The organism is Marinobacter sp. C7 (assembly GCF_022343555.1).
Classification (GTDB): domain Bacteria; phylum Pseudomonadota; class Gammaproteobacteria; order Pseudomonadales; family Oleiphilaceae; genus Marinobacter.
In genome coordinates this window covers 835,206-854,903 of record NZ_JAKQZH010000002.1, presented here as the reverse complement: position 1 = coordinate 854,903, position 19,698 = coordinate 835,206, and the positions used below count along the sequence as shown (strand labels likewise).

The 19,698-nt window shown below is 61.8% G+C and carries 18 protein-coding genes; 9 read left to right on the top strand and 9 right to left on the bottom strand.

The annotated features are described in order from the left end of the window. The first annotated feature begins 54 nt into the window (after positions 1-54). Positions 55-288: a DUF2789 domain-containing protein gene (locus MD273_RS13805; RefSeq protein ID WP_239038358.1), complete on the top strand. Its 234-nt coding sequence runs from the start codon at positions 55-57 to the stop codon at positions 286-288. Here MD273_RS13805 and xerC read toward each other — a convergent pair. Genes xerC through lptM form a run of 5 tightly spaced genes read right to left on the bottom strand, consistent with a single transcriptional unit; the run spans position 282 to position 4,386 of the window. Continuing rightward, positions 282-1,196 (bottom strand): tyrosine recombinase XerC, encoded by a 915-nt coding sequence (gene xerC / locus MD273_RS13800; protein ID WP_502846062.1) that lies wholly within the window; start codon positions 1,194-1,196, stop codon positions 282-284. The genes MD273_RS13805 and xerC overlap by 7 nt on opposite strands. Before the next feature lie 40 nt (positions 1,197-1,236). Beyond that, positions 1,237-1,983, bottom strand: coding sequence for a DUF484 family protein (locus MD273_RS13795; RefSeq protein WP_239038357.1), 747 nt, complete (start codon positions 1,981-1,983; stop codon positions 1,237-1,239). A gap of 17 nt (positions 1,984-2,000) precedes the next feature. Further along, on the bottom strand, positions 2,001-2,915 hold the full coding sequence (gene dapF, locus MD273_RS13790; RefSeq protein WP_239038356.1) for a diaminopimelate epimerase: 915 nt from the start codon (positions 2,913-2,915) through the stop codon (positions 2,001-2,003). Between the two features lie 14 nt (positions 2,916-2,929). Beyond that, a complete protein-coding gene (lysA, locus tag MD273_RS13785; protein ID WP_239038355.1) occupies positions 2,930-4,180 on the bottom strand; it encodes a diaminopimelate decarboxylase in 1,251 nt (416 codons plus the stop codon). A gap of 35 nt (positions 4,181-4,215) precedes the next feature. Further along, complete coding sequence (lptM, locus tag MD273_RS13780) at positions 4,216-4,386, bottom strand: LPS translocon maturation chaperone LptM (RefSeq protein WP_239038354.1); 171 nt, start codon at positions 4,384-4,386, stop codon at positions 4,216-4,218. Between lptM and MD273_RS13775 the strand changes: the two genes are divergently transcribed. Further along, entirely contained in the window at positions 4,385-6,970 is a 2,586-nt protein-coding gene (locus MD273_RS13775; protein ID WP_353050314.1) for an EAL domain-containing protein, read from the top strand. The two genes, lptM and MD273_RS13775, sit on opposite strands and share 2 nt — an antisense overlap. Before the next feature lie 26 nt (positions 6,971-6,996). Here the strand turns inward: MD273_RS13775 and argH are convergent, their stop codons facing one another. After that, complete coding sequence (gene argH, locus MD273_RS13770; RefSeq protein WP_239038353.1) at positions 6,997-8,406, bottom strand: argininosuccinate lyase; 1,410 nt, start codon at positions 8,404-8,406, stop codon at positions 6,997-6,999. 55 nt (positions 8,407-8,461) lie between these two features. Between argH and MD273_RS13765 the strand changes: the two genes are divergently transcribed. The 6 genes from MD273_RS13765 (at position 8,462) to MD273_RS13740 (ending at position 14,530) form a co-directional block, all read left to right on the top strand. Continuing rightward, a complete protein-coding gene (locus tag MD273_RS13765) occupies positions 8,462-9,550 on the top strand; it encodes a sensor histidine kinase (RefSeq protein ID WP_251068244.1) in 1,089 nt (362 codons plus the stop codon). A 55-nt stretch (positions 9,551-9,605) separates the two neighbouring features. Then, positions 9,606-10,343 carry a LytR/AlgR family response regulator transcription factor gene (locus MD273_RS13760; protein WP_239038497.1) on the top strand — a complete coding sequence of 246 codons (738 nt, stop codon included), beginning with the start codon at positions 9,606-9,608 and terminating at the stop codon, positions 10,341-10,343. Between the two features lie 78 nt (positions 10,344-10,421). Further along, entirely contained in the window at positions 10,422-11,363 is a 942-nt protein-coding gene (gene hemC, locus MD273_RS13755) for a hydroxymethylbilane synthase (protein WP_239038351.1), read from the top strand. Next, positions 11,344-12,156 (top strand): uroporphyrinogen-III synthase, encoded by an 813-nt coding sequence (locus tag MD273_RS13750; protein WP_239038350.1) that lies wholly within the window; start codon positions 11,344-11,346, stop codon positions 12,154-12,156. Before hemC ends, MD273_RS13750 begins: the two co-directional genes overlap by 20 nt. An 8-nt stretch (positions 12,157-12,164) precedes the next feature. After that, positions 12,165-13,292, top strand: a complete 1,128-nt coding sequence (locus MD273_RS13745) for a uroporphyrinogen-III C-methyltransferase (RefSeq protein ID WP_239038349.1) — start codon at positions 12,165-12,167, stop codon at positions 13,290-13,292. Then, positions 13,289-14,530: a heme biosynthesis HemY N-terminal domain-containing protein gene (locus tag MD273_RS13740; protein WP_239038348.1), complete on the top strand. Its 1,242-nt coding sequence runs from the start codon at positions 13,289-13,291 to the stop codon at positions 14,528-14,530. The genes MD273_RS13745 and MD273_RS13740 overlap by 4 nt, the downstream gene beginning before the upstream one ends. A 211-nt stretch (positions 14,531-14,741) precedes the next feature. On the opposite strand, the gene MD273_RS13735 is transcribed toward MD273_RS13740, so the two are convergent. The 3 genes from MD273_RS13735 to rho form a co-directional block, all read right to left on the bottom strand. Further along, positions 14,742-15,731, bottom strand: coding sequence for a 2Fe-2S iron-sulfur cluster-binding protein (locus MD273_RS13735; RefSeq protein ID WP_239038347.1), 990 nt, complete (start codon positions 15,729-15,731; stop codon positions 14,742-14,744). Positions 15,732-15,744: 13 nt separating this feature from the next. Further along, positions 15,745-17,232 (bottom strand): 4-hydroxy-3-polyprenylbenzoate decarboxylase, encoded by a 1,488-nt coding sequence (gene ubiD, locus MD273_RS13730; RefSeq protein WP_239038346.1) that lies wholly within the window; start codon positions 17,230-17,232, stop codon positions 15,745-15,747. A 253-nt stretch (positions 17,233-17,485) separates the two neighbouring features. Next, complete coding sequence (gene rho / locus MD273_RS13725; protein WP_239038345.1) at positions 17,486-18,748, bottom strand: transcription termination factor Rho; 1,263 nt, start codon at positions 18,746-18,748, stop codon at positions 17,486-17,488. Between the two features lie 371 nt (positions 18,749-19,119). Here rho and moaB point away from each other — a divergent pair, with 371 nt between their 5' ends. After that, the gene (gene moaB, locus MD273_RS13720) at positions 19,120-19,695 is read left to right on the top strand and encodes a molybdenum cofactor biosynthesis protein B (RefSeq protein WP_239038344.1); all 576 of its coding nucleotides are present in this window, start codon (positions 19,120-19,122) and stop codon (positions 19,693-19,695) included. Positions 19,696-19,698: the final 3 nt, after the last annotated feature.

Here is a 19,698-nt window from a genome sequence, read left to right as displayed (position 1 = left end):
CCTGCAAATGTTGGCGATTTCATTCAGACACTCTCAACAAGGAGACTCCACTCCATGGACACCAGCAAACATTCCCTGAGCACCCTGTTCGAACAGCTCGGCCTCGCCTCCGACGACAGGAGCATCGAGGACTTCGTCGCCAGGCATTCCCCGCTCCCCCGGGAAATTGCCCTGCAGGACGCTCCATTCTGGTCCGAGAGCCAGTCCCACTTTCTGGAGGAAGGCCTCGAAGAGGACAGCGACTGGGCTGAAATCATCGACGAACTGGACGCAATGATGCGTCACTGATCGTCCGGTCCGGTTCCCGACCTGGTGCGGCGGGCCCGGGGGTGACTCTGGTCATAGACCCGGGCCAGATGCTGGAAATCAAGGTGGGTATACACCTGCGTGGTGGCAATGTCAGCATGGCCCAGAAGTTCCTGTACCGCCCTCAGATCGCCACTGGATTCCAGCATGTGACTGGCGAAGGAATGCCGTAACAGGTGCGGATGCAGCTTTTGATCGGCGCCACGGGTGATGCCCCAGCGCTCCAGCCTGGACTGGATACTGCGCCGACTGAGCCGATCGCCCCGGCGGCTGACGAAAACCGCCTTCTCGCCCTCCGGCGCCAGCCCCGGACGCACGGCCAGCCAGGCCTGAATAGCGCCCAAGGCCTTTCGACCCACCGGCAGAACCCGTTCCTTATTGCCCTTACCGACCACGCGCACGTCTCCGGCACCCAGATCGAGCGATTCAAGGTTCAGCTGTGCCAGCTCAGAGAGTCGTAAACCGGAGGAATACATCAGCTCGAACATGCAAAGATCCCTCACCTCGAGCGGGTCGTCAGGCGTGGCGTCGAGTAATTGACCGAGCTGATCCACGTCCGCGACTCGGGGCAAGCGGCGACCACTCTTGGGGGCACGGACATCCACCGCCGGGTTATCCGTCACCAGCCGCTCCCGCAACAGGAAGTTGTAGAACCTGCGGATGGCCGACAGGTGGCGGGCAATACTGCGGCCACTCAACCCCTCGCGGCTGAGGACCGCCACGTAGCGGCGGAGATCATGGCTGAGCAGCAACCGCCATTGGTCACGCCCGGAGTCGGCCAGCCAGAACGCGAGGCGATTCAGATCCCGCTGATAGCTGTCACAGGTGCGCGGGGAATGGCGTTTTTCAGACGACAGATGGCGAACGAACCGGACAAGCGGCTCCTGCAGGGAGTCAGGCAATCGTGTGGCGCCGGACCCTGCAGACACCCTATCGGGACTCCGCGGTAATGTCGGCCACCGGTGCACCGCCGGTGTGGCGCTGGATCATGGGAGGCAGCAGCCTGCTCAGGGTATCACTGATATAGCTCAGAAACAGGGACCCCATGCTCTGGTCAAAATATCCGGGCTGGCAGCTTCCCACGGCAAACACACCTACCAGCTCTTCATGCCGCAGCGGCACCAGGGCAACCGACGCAATTGGCTCTTCCCGGTCGGGAAACAGGAACTCCCGCTCACTCTCGCGGAACTGCCCGCATACCGCGCGCTCGCCATCCAGAAGCATCCCGAGCCTGTCCCGGGCCAGGTCGGGGCCAACCACATGCAGGGCGCCCTGGGAGGCCTCCGGCAGGGCCTGATCGGTAAACAGCAGGACCGAGGCGGCATCCAGGCCGAAATCTCCCCGAATGCTGTCATCGATTGCCGCCGCCATGTCGTTGAGGGTGCGGGCTTCGATCACCTGCATCAGCAGACGTTTGCTTTTCTCGAACAGACGATCGTTATGACGGGCAATGGCGACCAGCTCAACCAGCTCCTTGCGGAGGGTATCGCGCTGCTCGCGGAACAGATGCACCTGCCGCTCCACCAGGGAGATGGCACGCCCGCTGTCATGGGGCAGTGTCAGGCTGCGCAACAGCTCATCCTGATCAACAAAGAAGTCAGGATTGGCCCTCAGGTAATCGGCCACCTGTTCCGGCGTGAGGTCTTCGGCCTTCTTCCGGACCGTCTGTTCTGTCATCGCGTTCTCCCGGGCTGTCAGGACCGTTGTCTGTTGGAACGACCGCTCTTTCGGCGGCGGTTAGAATTGTCACCAGGCAGTCGCAACTGCCCTTCAAACACTGTCGTCGCGGGGCCTTCCATCATAACAGGCGCCCCCTCGCCCTGCCATTCGATGACCAGATTGCCACCCCGAAGCTCCACTTCCACCCGCTTGTCGAGTAATCCCCTGAGATTGCCGGCAACCACCGCGGCGCAGGCACCGCTGCCGCAAGCCAGGGTCTCGCCGGAGCCCCGTTCGAACACCCGCAAGCGGGCATGGCCACGATCGAGGATCTGCAGGAATCCGATATTCGCCCGCGCCGGAAATCTCGGGTGGCGCTCCAGCAGCGGCCCCAGGGTTTCCACAGGGGCGCTATCAACGTCCTCCACCACCAGCACTCCGTGGGGGTTGCCCATCGATACTGCGCTGAGCTCGACCGTCTGGCCGTCCACGTCAACCGTGTAGACATCCTTGCGACGGTCGGCGGCAAAAGGAATGGCCGGCGGATTGAATTCCGGTACGCCCATGTTGACCATGACCAGACCGTCCTTTCCGACCCGCAGTTCTATGACCCCCTTTGCGGTCTGGACCCGGATGACTTTCTTGTTGGTCAGGCGCTGGTCCCGCACAAACCGGGCGAAGCAACGGGCACCGTTACCACACTGTTCCACTTCCGAGCCATCGGCATTGAAGATCCGGTAACGGAAATCCACATCCGGCAAGCCGGGCGGCTCCACCACAAGCAACTGATCGAAACCGATGCCAAAATTCCGGTCCGCCAGTTCCCGGATCATCTCAGGTCTCAGCCGGAACGGCTGGCTGATGGCGTCCACCACCATGAAATCGTTGCCCAGGCCATGCATCTTGGTAAACCGGAGGGTCGGGCCCTGCCCGCGACGCTGCTGACTCATCCCCTGCTCCCCGGTCATTCCGGCAGACAACTTTCAGGGGCGAGCTGGTCCTCCAGGGTTTCGCGCCGGCGAACCACATGGACCTGATCACCATCGACCATCAGCTCGGGCGGGCGATTACGGGTGTTGTAATTGGAACTCATAACGAAACCATAGGCGCCGGCGGAGCGAACCGCCAGCAAGTCGCCCGCCTGCAAGCGCAGGTGCCGGTCCTTACCCAGGAAATCCCCGGTCTCGCAGACCGGGCCCACCAGATCCCAGGCTTTCTCCTCGCCCTCCTGATGGGGCCGGACCGGAATGATGGACTGCCAGGCGCTATACAGAGCCGGGCGAATCAGGTCATTCATGGCGGCATCGAGGATGGCGAAATTACGGTGTTCGGTGCACTTCAGGAACTCGACCCGGGTCACCAGGATCCCGGCATTGGCGGCAATGGAGCGCCCCGGCTCAAGAATCAGTTCCAGGCTGCGATCCCCCATGCGTTCCGCCAGCGCCTTCACATAGTCCGACGGCTGTGGCGGTTGCTCCTGGTCATAGGTCACCCCCAGGCCACCCCCCATGTCCAGGTGGCGGATCCGGATGTTCTGTTCCGCCAGGGTGTCGATCAATGCCAGCACCCGGTCCAGGGCATCAAGAAACGGTGACACCGAGGTCAGCTGGGACCCGATGTGGCAATCCACACCATGAATCTCGAGATTCGGCAGCGCCGCCGCCCGGGCGTAGACCTGCGGAGCCTCGGCGATATCGATCCCGAACTTGTTTTCCTTCAGGCCAGTGGAGATGTAGGGATGAGTCCCGGCATCAACGTCGGGATTGACCCGCAAAGAGATCGGGGCCTTCACCCCCAACTCACCGGCCACCTCGTTCAGGCGGTCCAGCTCGGTGTCGGACTCGACGTTGAAACAACGCACCCCCACTTCCAGGGCACGCTTCATTTCCCACTCCTGCTTGCCCACGCCGGAAAACACCACTTTGCCGGGATCACCGCCGGCCCGGAGGACCCGCTCAAGCTCGCCCGCGGACACGATGTCGAAACCGGCTCCCAGCCGGGCCAGCACGTTCAGTACCGCCAGGTTGCTGTTGGCCTTGACGGCATAGCACACCAGATGCGGATGCCCCGCAAGGGCATCGTCGTAGGCCCGGTAATGGCGTTCGAGCGTCGCCCGGGAGTAGATGTAGGCAGGCGTCCCGAAACGCTTGGCAATTTCGGCGACAGGGACGTCTTCGGCGTAGAGCTCGCCGTTACGGTAGTTGAAGTGGTCCATGGATGTCCTGATTCGTTATGCGGGTGCGCGGTTGCTCAGTTATCACTCTGCTCACGGTCTTCGTCGGTCTGGCCACCGGTCACGGTCTGGACCGCCTGACCGGCGGTCGCTCCGCCCTGATCGCGGTACAACGGGCCTTTCTGGCCACATCCTGCCAGCAACAGGGTAAACACGAGACTGAAGATCGCAAAAAGTCGAAAAGGCATGAGCGCCCCCGGAAAGTTGCTTTGCCGCAGTATACCTGACACCCATGGCAGCGGGCGAGACACCGCACCGGACCAGGAGGTTCTTTTCCGGGTCAGTATCAGTATCATGGGGCCACTGTCTGACACCCGAGGCTATCTGCACGTGAAAGAATTCGTGATTCGCCGCTACCGGCCGGACCAGGCGCCACAGGATGGCCGCCAGACCCTGCTGAGGATCGACGACGAAGGCACAGTGGTCCAGGTCGATCATCACTCCGAGGCGGTCCTGGGGTATGAGGCCGGCGAGCTGGTGGGGCAACCGGTTCACCGCATTCTGGCGTCACGCCAGGACGATCCGTTTGCACCGGCGAACCGCCACCAGATCGAAGATGGCCAGCAGATTCTGGTGACTTTCCGGCACCGGGATGGCTTCTTCTTTACGGCCCAACTCAGCCTCAAACAGGCCATCCACGATTCCGACCAGGCGGCGCGCGCCACCATCGCATTGGCTGATGCCGCCCGCGTGGATCCCGGCCTGCTCAAGTCCGCTGAAAGCCTGGCCCGATTCGGGCTCTGGGAACTGGATATCGCCAGTAATGAAATGACCTGGAGTGAGGGCATCTACCAGCTTCTGGAATTGCGCCCCGGTCTGGACATCACGCCGGAGCAGGCATTGTTCTACTGTCAGGCCGGGCAGTCCCGTGTCCGCGCCCTCTTCCGTCGCTGTATACGGACGGGCCAGCCGTTTTCCCTGGAACTGAATGTATTGACCGCACGGCAGAAGCCATGCCGGTTGGCCCTGGACGGCCGGGCGTTACGCAGGGGCGGTCGGATTCACCGTCTTGTCGGCACCCTGGTAGATCGCACGGAGGTCATGGAGCAGGAAAAGGCGCTGGATCATTGCCGGCGCCTGATGGAAGGGACCGGGCAAGCGACGCCCGATCTGATCGTGGCGGTAGACACACGGCTGAACATCCTGCACTGCAACCAATCCTATGCCAGTCAGTTCGCCCAGACCTTCGGCAAGTCGCCGGTCCCGGGAGACAATCTCAGGGATCTCCTCCGGGACCATCCCAACGAACGCCGCCTGATCGAACGGCTCTGGCAACGCGCGTTCGAGCGGGGCAGCTTCGTGGTGGAGATGCCGCTGGCTCACCAGAATCGCGAACTGCCCATCCACGAGTTTCATTATCAGCGACTGACCAGCGCCCAGGGCGAAATCCTGGGCGCCGTTCACGTTGGCCGCAACACCCATACCCGTACCAGTCAGGGCGAAGCCGGTGAGCGTATCCGGCGCGATCCCGTCACCGGCCTGATGAACCGGCGGGAATTCCTTGCCCGGCTGCTCAGGACCCTCGAGCAGAAAACCCATCGGGACAGCATCGACAGCCTGCTGTACCTGGACCTGGATGACTTCAACCGATTCAATGAGAATGCCGGCAGTGGCATTTGCGATCGCTACCTACGGGAGCTGGCAGGCAACCTGGGAGTGCGTATCCGGCAACGGGACGCTCTCGCCCGCCTCTCCGGAGATACCTTTGTACTGTTGATCGAGAACTGCCCGGAACCGCGAGCACGAAAGATTGCCGACGACATACTGGAACTGGTGCACGGTTTCGTTTTCGAGTGGCAGGGAGCAAAGCTCCAGACGACGGCCAGCGGTGGCCTGCTGGTCATGGAGAACGAGTATCCCGGCGACCCGGAAAAACTTCTGTCCCAGGCGGCTGACCTTTGCCATACCGCCAAGACTTCCGGACGAAACCGGATTCACACCGCCAGGGCCATCGCCTCGAGCATGGACGAGAACCTGATTGCCAAACGGCTCGACCAGATCCGGGAGGCGCTCGATAACGACCGGCTGCTCCTTGAGTACCAGTCGCTGAAGCCCGTCGCCAGCGCCACCTGGGGCGACCATATCGAGATCCTGTGCCGCATCCCGGCACTCCGGGAGGGTCAGAGCCAGCTCCAGCCGGACCAGTTCCTGCCGGTCACGGAACGTTTTGACCTGGCCAAGCGCCTGGACCGGCAGGTGATTCGCCAGACTCTGGACTGGCTCTCCCAACACGAGCTTCTGGAGCCGAGGATCAAGTACTGCGGCTTCAATCTGTCCATAACCAGTGTGCTCGACGATACCTTCCCCGATTTTCTGGAGGCGGAGCTGGCCCATTCCCCCTTCGCACCGGAATACTTTTGCCTGGAGATCCGCGAGGAACACGCCACCCAATATCCCGATGACGTCGCCGTCCTGTGCGATGCCTTGCACAAGATCGGCTGCCGGGTTGCACTGGAAGGCGCCGGGGCCTCGGTGGAAAGCTACAGCCTGGCGGCCAAGTTACCCGTCGACATCATCAAGCTGGATCGCAGGATGATGGAAAAGCTCGAAGAGGACCCGGTACAACAGGTCATGGTCGAGGCCTTGCACCGGATTGCCGAGGCTGCGGGCAAAATCACGGTTGCCACCCACATCGAGAGCGACCATACGCTGCGGCAGGTCCGGACTCTCGGCATCCATTTCGGCCAGGGTTCCCAACTGGAGGATCCCCGGCCACTGGAGGACCTGACCCCTGCGGTGGCCGGCCCGGGATCAGGGCGCCTGGAAAGCTGAGTCAGGCGCCACACCTGTCGTCGGGATCAGCCCAGCAGTTTTCGGGCCCGGCCAACGGCAGCGCGCACCTGGTCCGGGGCCGTACCCCCCAGGTGATTGCGGGCCTGGACCGAGCCTTCCAGGGTGAGCACATCGAACACGTCTTCGCCGATCACGTCCGAGAACTGCTGCAATTCCTCGAGCGTCATGTCGGACAGGTCCCGCCCTTCGGCCACGCCAAAGGCCACGGACTTGCCGACGATCTCATGGGCATCCCGGAACGGTACCCCTTTCTTGACCAGATAGTCCGCCAGGTCGGTGGCGGTGGAGAAACCGCGCTTGGCCGCCACGCGCATGTTGTCAGCCTTGGCACGGATCGCGGGAATCATGTCGGCGTAGGCCTTCAGACAGCCCTTGATGGTATCAACCGTATCGAACAGTGGCTCCTTGTCCTCCTGATTATCCTTGTTGTAGGCCAGCGGCTGGCTCTTCATCAGGGTCAGCAGGCTGATCAGGTGACCGTTGACCCGGCCCGTCTTGCCGCGCACCAGCTCCGGGACGTCCGGATTCTTCTTCTGGGGCATGATGGACGAACCGGTGCAGAAGCGGTCCGGCAGATCGATGAAATCAAACTGGGCCGAGGTCCACAGCACCAGTTCCTCGCTGAACCGGGACAGGTGGGTCATCAGCAGCGCCGCAAAGCTGCAGAACTCGATCGCAAAGTCCCGGTCACTGACCGAATCCAGGCTGTTTTCAGTGGGACGGTCAAAGCCCAGCAACCGGGCGGTCATGTCCCGATCGATGGGATAGGTGGTACCTGCCAGGGCGGCAGCGCCCAGGGGCATGACGTTGACCCGCTTACGGCAGTCCTGCAGGCGCTCGGCATCACGAACCAGCATCTCGTACCAGGCCAGCAGGTGATGACCGAAGGTGACCGGCTGGGCGGTCTGCAGGTGGGTAAATCCCGGCATGATGGTCTCGGCCTCACGCTCGGCCAGGTCCAGCAGCCCGGTCTGCAGGCGATTCAGTTCCTCGGCGATGACGTCGATCTCGTCGCGCAGGTACAGGCGAATGTCGGTGGCCACCTGATCATTCCGGCTGCGCCCGGTGTGCAGTTTCTTGCCGGTAATGCCGATACGGTCGGTCAGCCGTGCCTCAACATTCATGTGCACGTCTTCCAGGCTCACGGACCATTCGAACGTGCCTGCCTCGATGTCAGCCTTGACGCCCTTCAGCCCCTCGATGATCTGGTCCCGCTCGTCAACGGTCAGCACGCCCACTTCCGCCAGCATGGTCGCGTGGGCGATGGAACCGGTGATGTCGTGATGATACAGCCGCTGGTCAAAACCCACTGACGCGGTAAACCGCTCGACGAAGGCATCGGTAGGCTCGCTGAAGCGCCCACCCCAGGGTTTTTCGGAGGATGTGGTCTGGTCAGACTTTTTCTGATCCGTCATGGTCTATCTTTCCTGCTGACGGCCCGGCATCATCTGCGGGCAACGGGTACATTTGATGTGGCGGGATTATAGCATTCTGACCGGTGCAAAGGAGACACCCCTGAACGGCGACAAAAGTGTGAGCAGCAATGATTTCTTCGTCCCGGACCTGTGCCGGGTGCGAGCCGTATTCCTGCTTCTGGTCACCAGCGAACTGTTTGTGCTGGTACTGGCCATTGTTCAGACCGAAGCCGGCTGGATCGACTGGAATTACTTCGGGCTGCTGTCCCTGTTCGTGCAATGGACCACTCTCACCAGCGCCGCACTGATCTGCCTGCTCCGAACTCGCATGGCCCGGATGACGGTCACCCGCTCGACCCTGCTCATCATCGCCATTGTGCTGGCCGATGTCCTTGCGTTCAGCCTGTTCGCCGACCGGGTCCTGCATCCGGAACCCGGTATCGCCAAGTGGCAGGGCATTGCCAAGAAGCTGCTGGTGGCCCTGCTGATTGTGCTGATGGTGCTGCGCTACTTTTACCTGCAGCACCAGTGGCAGGCCCAGCGGGAAGCCGAAATGGGAGCCCGACTGGCGGCGCTGCAGGCCCGGATCCAGCCCCATTTCCTGTTCAACAGCATGAACACCATCGCCAGCCTGATCGCCATACGCCCCGAACAGGCCGAGGAAGCGGTACTGGATCTGTCGGAACTGTTCCGGGCCAGCCTGCGCACCTCCGACCAGCTGATTCCCCTGGCCCGGGAACTGGAGCTTTGCCGGCGCTATCTCGCCATCGAAAGTCTGCGCCTGGGCGACCGGCTGCAGGTAGACTGGGTCGTCAGTCCGGGCCTCGAACATCAGGCCATTCCGCCGCTGACCCTGCAACCGCTGATCGAAAACGCCATTTATCATGGCATTCAGCCCCGACCGGAGGGAGGCGCCGTCCGGATCGAGATCTCTGCCCGGGGTGAGTTTGTCTACCTGATGGTGCAGAATCCAAAGCCGGAACGGGATCAACAGCGCCACCGGGGGAACCGCATGGCTCTGGCCAACATCCAGTCACGGTTACAGGCACTGTTCGGCGAACCGGCCGTGCTCAAGAACAGCCGTCAGCACGAAACCTACACCGTGACCCTGCGCCTGCCCCGGCGGGAGGCAACGCAACAGTAACCGACAACGCCAACGGAGCAGATCAGACGCCATGACCGCAAACGGCAACCACAACCTGAACATCCTGATTGCCGATGACGAACCCCTGGCACGGGAGCGCCTTCGGCGACTGGTCAGCTCCCTGCCCGGCTACCACGTCTGTGGCGAAGCCGCCGATGGCGACAGCACCTTGCAGAAGGTCGCCGAACTGGAGCCGGACATCCTGTTGCTGGACATCCGCATGCCGGGCATGGACGGTATGGAGGCGGCAGCCCGCCTGAGCAGCCTGGACAACCCGCCCGCCCTAGTGTTCTGCACTGCCTATGACCATTACGCCATCCAGGCTTTCGACGTCCGGGCCACCGCGTATCTGCTCAAACCGGTACGTAAGGAGGCCCTGGCCGAGGCCCTGGACCGGGTCGGCCGGGTCAATCGGGTCCAGCGCCAGCAACTGGCCGAAGGCAACAGCCACAAACGGGACCAACTGGCGGTCAGGACCCATCGTGGTACCGAGCTGATAGACCTGGGCGACATCCTCTACTGTGAGGCGGACCAGAAATACGTCACCATTCATCATCGGGGCGGTGAGACGATTTCCGATTACACCCTCAAAGAGCTGGAAGCCAGCTATCCCGATCAGTTGTTGCGAATCCACCGCAATACCCTCGTCGGGGTCCGATTCATCAAGGCACTGGAGCGCACTGGCGAAAACCAGAACCGTATCATCCTTCGGGACCGGCCCGAGCGGCTGCCGGTCAGTCGACGCCACGCTGCTGACGTGCGCCAGTGGTTGCAGGAGCACCAGCCTGGCTGACTGCGGTTTTCACCACGGGACATTTCTGCCTTCACGCGTTAACCTTGGCGGACATTTTCCCAACCGACAGTGAGTGCCATGTCCAAACGTACCCTTCGCATCGCAACCCGCAGCAGCGCCCTGGCGCTCTGGCAGGCGGAACACATCAAGTCCGAACTGGAGCGTCTGCACGACAACGTCAGCGTTGAGCTGGTCAAGATCAAGACCCAGGGCGACAAGATCCTGGATGTCCCGCTGGCCAAGATCGGGGGCAAGGGCCTGTTTGTGAAAGAGCTCGAAGAAGCCATGCTCGACGGCCGTGCCGACCTGGCCGTTCACTCCATGAAAGACGTACCCATGGAGTTCCCGGAAGGACTGGATCTGGTGGCTATCTGCGAGCGGGAGGATCCGACCGATGCCTTCGTCAGCAACAAGTACGAAACCGTAGACTCGCTCCCTGACGGTGCTGTGGTGGGTACTGCCAGCCTGCGCCGGGAAGCCCAGCTGCGGGCCTATCGCCCCGACCTGCAAATCAGGGTCCTGCGCGGGAATGTAAACACCCGGCTGGCCAAGCTGGATGCCGAGGAGTACGACGCCATCGTGCTGGCCAGCTCCGGCCTCAAGCGCCTGGGTTTCCACAACCGCATCCGCTACTGCCTGCCTGACACGGTATCGCTGCCCGCCGTCGGCCAGGGTGCCCTCGGGATCGAATGCCGGGTCAATGACACCGAACTGCTGGAACTGATCGCACCGCTGAATCACACCGACACGGCAGACCGGGTCCGCGCCGAGCGGGCACTGAATCGCCGCCTTGAAGGCGGCTGCCAGGTACCCATCGCCGCGTACGCGCTGCTGGAAGACGACGACACACTGTGGCTACGCGGCCTGGTGGGCGCAGTCAATGGCGAGCAGATCTTCCGGGTGGAAGGCCGGGCACCCCGCGCTGAGGGAGAACGCCTGGGCCGTGAACTTGCCGAAGACCTGCTGGCCATGGGCGCGGACAAGGTACTGGCGGAAATCTATGGTCACACCCCGCGCTGATCGGCCTGACCTCAGCGGCCGGCGGATCCTGATCTGCCGGCCGGAGCCAGAGGCCAGACGCCTCGCCGGGGCCTTTGAGTCGGCCGGTGCCGAGGTCCGGATCCTGCCGCTGATTGACCGCGAGCCGCTGCCGGAAACCCCGGAAAGCCGCACCACCATCCTCAATCTGGACCAGTTCACCCACGTTATTGCCGTCAGCCCCTACGCCGCCCGCCGGCTGCTGGAGGAAATCGACACCTGGTGGCCCCAGATTCCCATGGGAATACGCTGGTATGCAGTGGGGGCCGGTACCGCAGCGGTTCTGGCCGGGCAGGGTCTGTCCGTGCGGAGGCCTGCCAACGGCTGGACCAGCGAAGCCCTGCTCCAGCTTCCCTCCCTGACGCGTTCCGACGGCGAACGGGTGCTGCTGGCCCGTGGCGAGGAAGGTCGTGAACTGATCCGGCAGACTCTGGAATCGAGAGGGGCCAGGGTTACCGTGCTGCCCCTGTATCGACGCTTCTGTCCGGACCACTCCGCGGAGAAAGTGAACGCTGTCCTGGGTGAGTTCGCGCCGGAGGTCATCGTGGCACTGTCCGGGGAAACCTTGAACAATCTCATCGCACTATGTGCGAAGAGCGGCCATAATCTATACGATAGGTTACTGATCGTTCCCGCCGAACGCGTGGCCCAGACGGCCCGTGAGGCGGGGTTCGAAAAACCGTGTGTACCAGGAAGTCTTGCCGATAATGACATCGTGGCCACTGTTGCAGCACAGCTTTATGGCGGAAACGGTGGCGCCGCAAATAAAACGTAAGGACGCCCGTGACTGAAACAACCGATCAACTGCCCGCTACCATTTCCCGGGAACAGCCGAAGCGCCAGAAGCTCTGGCCCCTGTGGCTGCTTGCGACCGTTGCACTGTTGACTGCCATCGCCCTGTCCCTGTGGAGCTGGCAGCAGTGGCAAACCCACCAGGCCACCTTGCAGACCCTCGAAAACCTGCAACAGGATACCCGCCAGCTGGAAGATCTCTACGGTGATCGCGGCAGCCAACAGGCTCAGCGACTCCAGGCCCTTGAACAGAAGCTGGCCGACCAGCGCGAATTGATCGCTACCCAGCAACGCCAGATCGACCACAACGCCCGGGAGTTGCTGGAGGCGGGTAACCGCACCCGTACCGACTGGTTGCTGGCCGAGGCGGAATACCTGCTTCGTATCGCCAACCAGCGCCTTCAGATCGAAAAGGATATTGGCGGCGCCATCTCCGCCTTGCAGGCCGCCGACGAGGTACTGGCCGAATCCGACGACATCGGCGTCTACCCCGTGCGCCAGCAACTGGCCCGGGAGCTGCTGGCCCTGAAAGGCATTGAGAACGTCGACCGCACCGGACTGTATCTGACCCTGGAAGCCGGCATCGACAGCGTCAACCAGCTCACCGATCAGGCCCTGATTCATGAATCCGCCCCCGGATTCGTCGGCGGTGATGGCAGCGCCACACTGGACGCCACCGAAGGTGGCCCGAGCCTGCTCGATCAGGCCTGGAACCAGTTCACCGACACACTCGGCCGGGTCGTGGTGGTCCGCCGGCTGGATGAACCGGTCAAACCGCTGCTATCCCCGGACCAGAGTGCCTATGCCCGCCTCAACCTGCAGTTGATGCTGGAGGAAGCGGAAATGGCGGTTCTGCGCGGCAACCAGGCCCTTTACGAGCGTGCCCTAGCCAAGGCCCGGGCTGCAATCAGCGACTGGTACAACCCGGAAAACCCGCGGGTGAAAGCACTGTCGGATACCCTGGCGGAACTTGCCACACGTAACGTCGATCCGGACCTGCCGGATATCAGCAAATCCCTGGAGCTCCTGAAGCAACGCCTTGCGGGCCGCCTCAATGGTAATGGTGGCAACGGTGAAGGCGAGGAGACCGGTGCCGACGCCGGAGGCACGGAATCATGATCCGCCTCCTGCTGATTATCCTGGTTGCATTGCTGATCGGCACCGGACTGGCGCTTGGCCTGCAATATGACCTTGGCTATATCCGGGTCAGCCTTGGCCACTATCTGGTGGAAACCAATTTCTGGGTGGGCCTGGCGCTGTTTGTAGCACTGGTCGTACTGACGGTCGTGACGATTAACCTGATCCGCCGCTTTCGCCAGGGCACCGGCGTGGTGGCAGGCTGGATCGCCCGGGGGAACGAGCGCCGCGCCCGGCGCCGCACCACCCAGGGACTGCTGGCACTGGCGGAAGGAAACTGGCCCAGGGCCCGGAAGCTGCTGACCTCCGCTGCCGACAAAGCCGATACGCCGCTGATCAACTACCTGGCAGCCGCCCAGGCCGCTTTTGAGTCCGGTGACCATGAGGCCGTGGACGACCTGCTTCGCAAGGCGTTTGATAGCACGCCGGGATCGGACCTTGCCGTGGGGATCACCCAGGCCCAGCTGCAACTCGCGGGCAACCGCCTCGAACAGGCGCTGGCAACCCTGGTGCGCCTTCGCAAGCAGTCACCGCACCACCCCTTTGTGCTCAAACTCCTCAAGAACACCTATCTGAGACTCGAAGACTGGCGCGAATTGTCCAGGCTGTTACCCGAGCTCAGCAAGCGCGACGTCCTGCCGGAAGCCGAATTCCACGAACTGGAACGGGAAGTCTGGCACAACCTGCTGGAACAGGCGGCCGAGGAGTGTGAGCGGACGCGCAAGGAAGACCCGGAAGCGTCCCTCGAGCCGCTGACCCGTCTGTGGGACGAGCTGCCCGGGTTCCTGCGCCGGGATGAATACACCATCCGGGATTACGCCCGCCTGCTGGCCCGGCTCGGCGACGAGGCCCAGGCCGAGACGTTACTGCGCAAAGTGCTGCGGAATCACTGGAGTGACGAGCTGATCAACCTTTACGGGCGGATTGAGGGGCAGAAAACGGATGAGCAGCTGTTGATCGCCGAGCAGTGGCTCAAGGACCGGCCCAACAACCCCGAACTCCTGCTGGCCCTGGGCCGCCTGAGCCTGCGCAATGAGCTTTGGGGCAAGGCACGGGAGTACTTCGAGACCAGCCTGCGCCTGCGGCGCAGCCGGGAGGCCCTGGCAGAACTAAGCCGCCTGAACGCCCACATGGGTGAGGAAGAACTGAGCATCAAACTGATGATGCAGGGGCTGGCACAGGATAACGGGTTGCCGGAGCTGCCGATGCCGCGGGCCTGAGCTGGCGGCCAAAACCGGGGCAACGCCGAGAAGAAGGGGTCAGATGAAAGCGTTCATCTGACCCCGATTTCATGCCCGGCCGCTGACTCGGAGATAGCGCCAGGACGGGGTCAGATGAACGCTTTCATCTGACCCCATTTTCATCCCTGAGCGATAACTCGGGGATGGCGCCAAGTCGGGGTCAGAAGAAAGCTTTCTTCTGACCCCATCTTCACCTGGGCGCGTACTCCAATACGTCGGAGAAAAACGCCGCCTGCGGCAAGCCTGCCTCAATCAGCGCATCCATCAGTGTATAGACCATAGTGGGTGACCCACTGGCATGCACTTCCACATTCTGCCAGTCCATGCCGGAAGCCAACACGGCCCGCACCAGCTGATCATGGTGCCCGCCCCAATCATTGTCCTCATCATCACCCACCACCGGCAGGAAGGTGAACGGCGGCCAGTCCCGCTCCCATTGCTGGGCCAGGGTCCGCAGATACATGTCTTCGTGCTTGCGTACCCCCCAGTAGAGCTTGATGGGGTGATTGAAGCTGGTCTCGCGCAGGTAATCCACCAGACTCTTCATCTGGGCAAAGCCGGTGCCGGCGGCTACCAGCAACACTGGCTTCTCCGGCGCTGACGCCAGACAGGCTTTGCCGTGGGGCAGCTCAAGTGTTACATCCTGGCCGGAGGTCAGGGCATCAATCACCTTCTGCGCCGACACCCAGTCCGGAGACGCCTGGATGTGCAACTCGATGTTCTGGGCCGACGGGCTGCTGGCGATGGAGAAATAGCAGGGGTCCGCGTCGGGCAGGTTTACCGAAAGGTATTGTCCCGCGTGGAAGGACAGCTCCCGGCGGCGGGGAATTTCCAGTTCCACCCGGTAAACGTCGTGGCTGATGGACCGGACATCCACCACCTTTGCCTGCACCTTGCGGGGCTGATTGTTTCCTGCTGCCATAACGGCGGTTATCTCCAGTTCCAGGTCGGCGAGCGCGTGGGTTCGACACATCATCAGGCGCTCACCAATCGAAATTTCACGTTGATTGCGGGTGTTCAGGGCCTCTCCGGACCGCAACCGGGCCTCACAGATCTCACAGACTCCATTGCGGCACGCCGCAGGTACGGCAACACCTGCCTGCGCCGCGGCACTGAGCAGGTCGGTGCCGGGATCCGCCGAAAAACGCAGCCCGGAAGGCCACAGCACAACCCGATGCAAATGACTGTCCTTCTCAATCAGGGCGGGAGGCCGGGATTTCAATCCCCAGACTGTCCCAGATGTCATCCACGCGCTGCTTCACCTCATCGGTCATGGCAATCGGTTCACCCCATTCCCGGTCGGTTTCACCGGGCCACTTGTTGGTGGCGTCCATGCCCATCTTCGAGCCAAGCCCGGAGACCGGCGACGCAAAATCGAGGTAATCGATCGGCGTATTCTCCACCATTGTTGTATCCCGGACCGGGTCCATCCTGGTGGTGATCGCCCAGATCACATCTTCCCAGTTGCGGGCATTCACATCGTCATCAGTGACGATGACGAATTTGGTATACATGAACTGCCGCAAAAACGACCATACGCCCATCATCACCCGTTTTGCATGGCCGGGGTACTGTTTCTTCATCGTTACTACGGCAAGCCGGTAGGAACAGCCTTCTGGTGGCAGATAGAAATCCACGATCTCCGGGAACTGCTTCTGCAGAATCGGAATAAACACCTCGTTCAGCGCCACGCCCAGAATCGCGGGCTCGTCGGGCGGGCGGCCGGTGTAGGTGCTGTGATAGATCGGCTCCCTGCGGTGGGTGATCCGCTCCACGGTAAACACCGGGAACTGGTCTACCTCGTTGTAATAGCCGGTGTGGTCACCGAACGGTCCTTCGGGCGCCATATCGTCCGGGTAGATAAAGCCCTCGAGCACGATCTCGGCACTGGCTGGCACCTGCAAATCACTCAAACCGGCCTGAACCAGCTCCGTACGAGAGCCACGCAGCAGCCCGGCAAAGGCATATTCGGACAGAGTATCCGGCACCGGCGTCACCGCCCCGAGGATCGTAGCCGGATCCGCTCCCAGCGCCACGGCCACCGGGTACGGCTTGCCCGGATTCGCCTTCTGGAACTCCCGGAAATCCAGCGCACCGCCACGATGACTGAGCCACCGCATTATCAACCGGTTACGCCCGATTACCTGCTGCCGGTAGATCCCCAGATTCTGCCGCTCCTTGTGCGGCCCACGGGTAATCACCAACGGCCAGGTCACCAGCGGGCCGGCATCCCCGGGCCAGCAGTGCTGTACCGGAATCTGGTACAGATCCACCTGATCTTTCTCGATCACCACCTCCTGACAGGGCGCCGAACGGAGCACTTTCGGACTCATTCGCATCACCTGCCTGAAAAGTGGCAGCTTCTCGATGGCGTCCTTGAAACCCTTGGGGGGATCCGGCTCCTTCAGAAACGCCAACAGTTTGCCAATGTCCCGCAGCGCCGTGACATTGTCCTGCCCCATGCCCAACGCCACCCGCTTCGGGGTCCCGAACAGATTGGCCAGCACCGGCATGTCATACCCTTTCGGATTTTCGAACAGCAACGCCGGCCCACCTGCCCGCAGGGTACGGTCACAGATCTCGGTCATCTCCAGGTGTGGGTCGACCTCCACGCTGATCCGTTTCAGCTCACCCAGCTTTTCCAGCTGATGAATGAAATCACGCAGGTCGTTGTATTTCATCGTGTGCTCCGTTCTTTATCGGCCTATAGGTACGGAGTGACTCGTCGCCTGGACTGCCGGTGCAGTGCCGACACGAGGTGGGGAATCAAGAAAGTGCGCGCACAGTGTCTGAACGGCAGTGCCGGGGATGGCCTCCCCGGACTGTGTCTTGCCAGGGATGGCAAGACCAAGCCTACAGGGACGTATTCACGGCGTGTCCGGGGAGGCCATCCCCGGTACCGCCCGCCCCCGCAGGCCCAAGCGCAAAGGCTGGTTAGCGACGCTTCATGGACTGGAAGAACTCTTCGTTGGTCTTCGTGTCCTTGAGCTTGTCCAGCAGGAACTCGATGGCCGCGGTATCGTCGTCCATGGAGTGCAGCAGCTTGCGCAGGATCCACACACGCTGGATATCCGCCTCGGACATCAGCAGATCCTCCCGGCGGGTACCGGAGCTGCGGATATTGATGGCCGGGTAAACCCGCTTCTCGGCGATCCGACGATCCAGGTGCACCTCCATGTTACCGGTACCCTTGAACTCCTCGTAGATCACCTCGTCCATCTTCGAACCGGTATTGACCAGTGCCGTTGCCAGGATGGTCAGGCTTCCGCCCTCTTCCACATTCCGGGCGGCACCGAAGAAGCGCTTCGGCTTCTCCAGGGCATGGGCATCCACACCACCGGTCAGCACCTTGCCGGAGGACGGAATCACGGTGTTGTAGGCGCGGGCCAGACGGGTGATGGAATCCAGCAGGATCACCACATCCTTCTTGTGCTCGACCAGGCGCTTGGCCTTCTCGATCACCATCTCGGCCACCTGCACGTGACGGGCGGGCGGCTCATCGAAGGTCGACGCCACCACTTCACCACGCACGGTACGCTGCATCTCGGTCACTTCCTCCGGACGCTCGTCGATCAGCAGCACCATCAGGTGACATTCCGGGTTGTTCCGGGTGATCGACTGGGCGATGCCCTGCATCAGCAGCGTCTTACCGGCCTTGGGCGGGGACACGATCAGGCCACGCTGGCCCTTGCCGATGGGGGCCACCAGGTCCAGGACCCGGGAGGACAAATCCTCGGTACTGCCGTTCCCGGCTTCCAGGACCAGACGCTCCTGGGGAAACAGCGGCGTGAGGTTCTCGAACAGAATCTTGTTTCGTGCGTTGTCCGGCTTGTCAAAGTTGATCTCGTTGACTTTCAGCAGGGCAAAGTAGCGCTCGCCGTCTTTCGGCGGGCGAATCTTGCCCGCAATGGTGTCGCCGGTACGCAGGTTGAATCGACGGATCTGGCTGGGGGAGACATAGATATCATCCGGGCCCGCCAGGTAGGAGGCATCGGCGGAACGGAGGAAGCCGAAACCGTCCTGCAGAATCTCCAGTACGCCGTCGCCGTAGATATCTTCGCCGCTCTTGGCGTGCTTTTTCAGGATGGTGAAGATTACATCCTGCTTGCGCGAACGAGCCAGGTTATCGAGGCCCATTTCTTGCGCGATTTCGAGCAATTCGGGCACGGATTTCTGCTTGAGTTCAGTAAGATTCATAGTTTGTTGGATTTTCAGGAATGGAAATAAACGAGTGTTGGAATGACAGGGGTGCCCCTGAACGTATTGAACAAATAAAAAGCTGAAACAGGTGCTGGCCAGATGGAGCAAGCCGGTGTTGTGGAATCCGGAATAGTTTGCTGAAGCCAGTAGAGTGGGAACAACCGTTCGCCGGGCAAGAAGGATAATCGGCCACCTTGGCTGCGAATGTCAAGTGCACTGACCAAAATTAGACCAAATTACCATGAAACGGGGGCAACACTGGCCCGACACCTCCCCCTATGGGGTTACTCCCCTTCCATTATCCCTCGCCAATACGGATACTGAAGAAAATTCCATCACCTCCAGTTTTCAGAAGGCGGAGCCCAGTCATGAGCAGCGAAAACACCACCGAATTCAGACCCCTGAACATAGCCATCCTCACCGTCTCCGACACCCGCGGGCCGGAACAGGACACCTCAGGCCAGTTTCTGGAGGACAGTGCGGTTGAAGCGGGACACAACCTGATTGCCCGCCGCATTCTGCCCGATGATGTCTACCTGATCCGGGCCATAATGTCCCAGTGGATCGCAGATCCGGAGATCCACGTGGTCATCATTACCGGTGGCACCGGTTTCCATGAGCGTGACAGCACTCCAGAGGCTGTGGGGGCGCTGCTGGACAAATCCGTCGAGGGCTTCGGCGAAGAGTTCCGTCGCCTCTCTGCGGAGGAGATCGGCTCCTCGACCATCCAGTCCCGGGCTTTTGGCGGTCTGGCCAACCACACCGTGATCTTCTGTTTGCCGGGGTCAACCAGTGCCTGCCGCACCGGCTGGGAAGGCATCCTTAAGAGCCAGCTGGACAGCCGGCACCAGCCCTGCAACTTCACCGCCCTGACCCTGCGCAAACCCGGAAACGACGCGTTCCCGCGCTTGCAGCAGGTCATCGGCAACCGGGCAACCAAGTAACAG

Coding starts and splice junctions, on each gene's coding strand:
- lysA (WP_239038355.1), bottom strand. CDS start 4,180: ATGGACCACTTCAACTACCGTAACGGCGAGCTCTACGCCGAAGACGTC.
- hemC (WP_239038351.1), top strand. CDS start 10,422: ATGTCCAAACGTACCCTTCGCATCGCAACCCGCAGCAGCGCCCTGGCG.
- moaB (WP_239038344.1), top strand. CDS start 19,120: ATGAGCAGCGAAAACACCACCGAATTCAGACCCCTGAACATAGCCATC.
- ubiD (WP_239038346.1), bottom strand. CDS start 17,232: ATGAAATACAACGACCTGCGTGATTTCATTCATCAGCTGGAAAAGCTG.
- MD273_RS13775 (WP_353050314.1), top strand. CDS start 4,385: ATGAGCGCCCCCGGAAAGTTGCTTTGCCGCAGTATACCTGACACCCAT.
- dapF (WP_239038356.1), bottom strand. CDS start 2,915: ATGAGTCAGCAGCGTCGCGGGCAGGGCCCGACCCTCCGGTTTACCAAG.
- lptM (WP_239038354.1), bottom strand. CDS start 4,386: ATGCCTTTTCGACTTTTTGCGATCTTCAGTCTCGTGTTTACCCTGTTG.
- MD273_RS13805 (WP_239038358.1), top strand. CDS start 55: ATGGACACCAGCAAACATTCCCTGAGCACCCTGTTCGAACAGCTCGGC.
- argH (WP_239038353.1), bottom strand. CDS start 8,406: ATGACGGATCAGAAAAAGTCTGACCAGACCACATCCTCCGAAAAACCC.
- MD273_RS13765 (WP_251068244.1), top strand. CDS start 8,462: ATGTGGCGGGATTATAGCATTCTGACCGGTGCAAAGGAGACACCCCTG.
- rho (WP_239038345.1), bottom strand. CDS start 18,748: ATGAATCTTACTGAACTCAAGCAGAAATCCGTGCCCGAATTGCTCGAA.
- MD273_RS13740 (WP_239038348.1), top strand. CDS start 13,289: ATGATCCGCCTCCTGCTGATTATCCTGGTTGCATTGCTGATCGGCACC.
- MD273_RS13750 (WP_239038350.1), top strand. CDS start 11,344: ATGGTCACACCCCGCGCTGATCGGCCTGACCTCAGCGGCCGGCGGATC.
- MD273_RS13795 (WP_239038357.1), bottom strand. CDS start 1,983: ATGACAGAACAGACGGTCCGGAAGAAGGCCGAAGACCTCACGCCGGAA.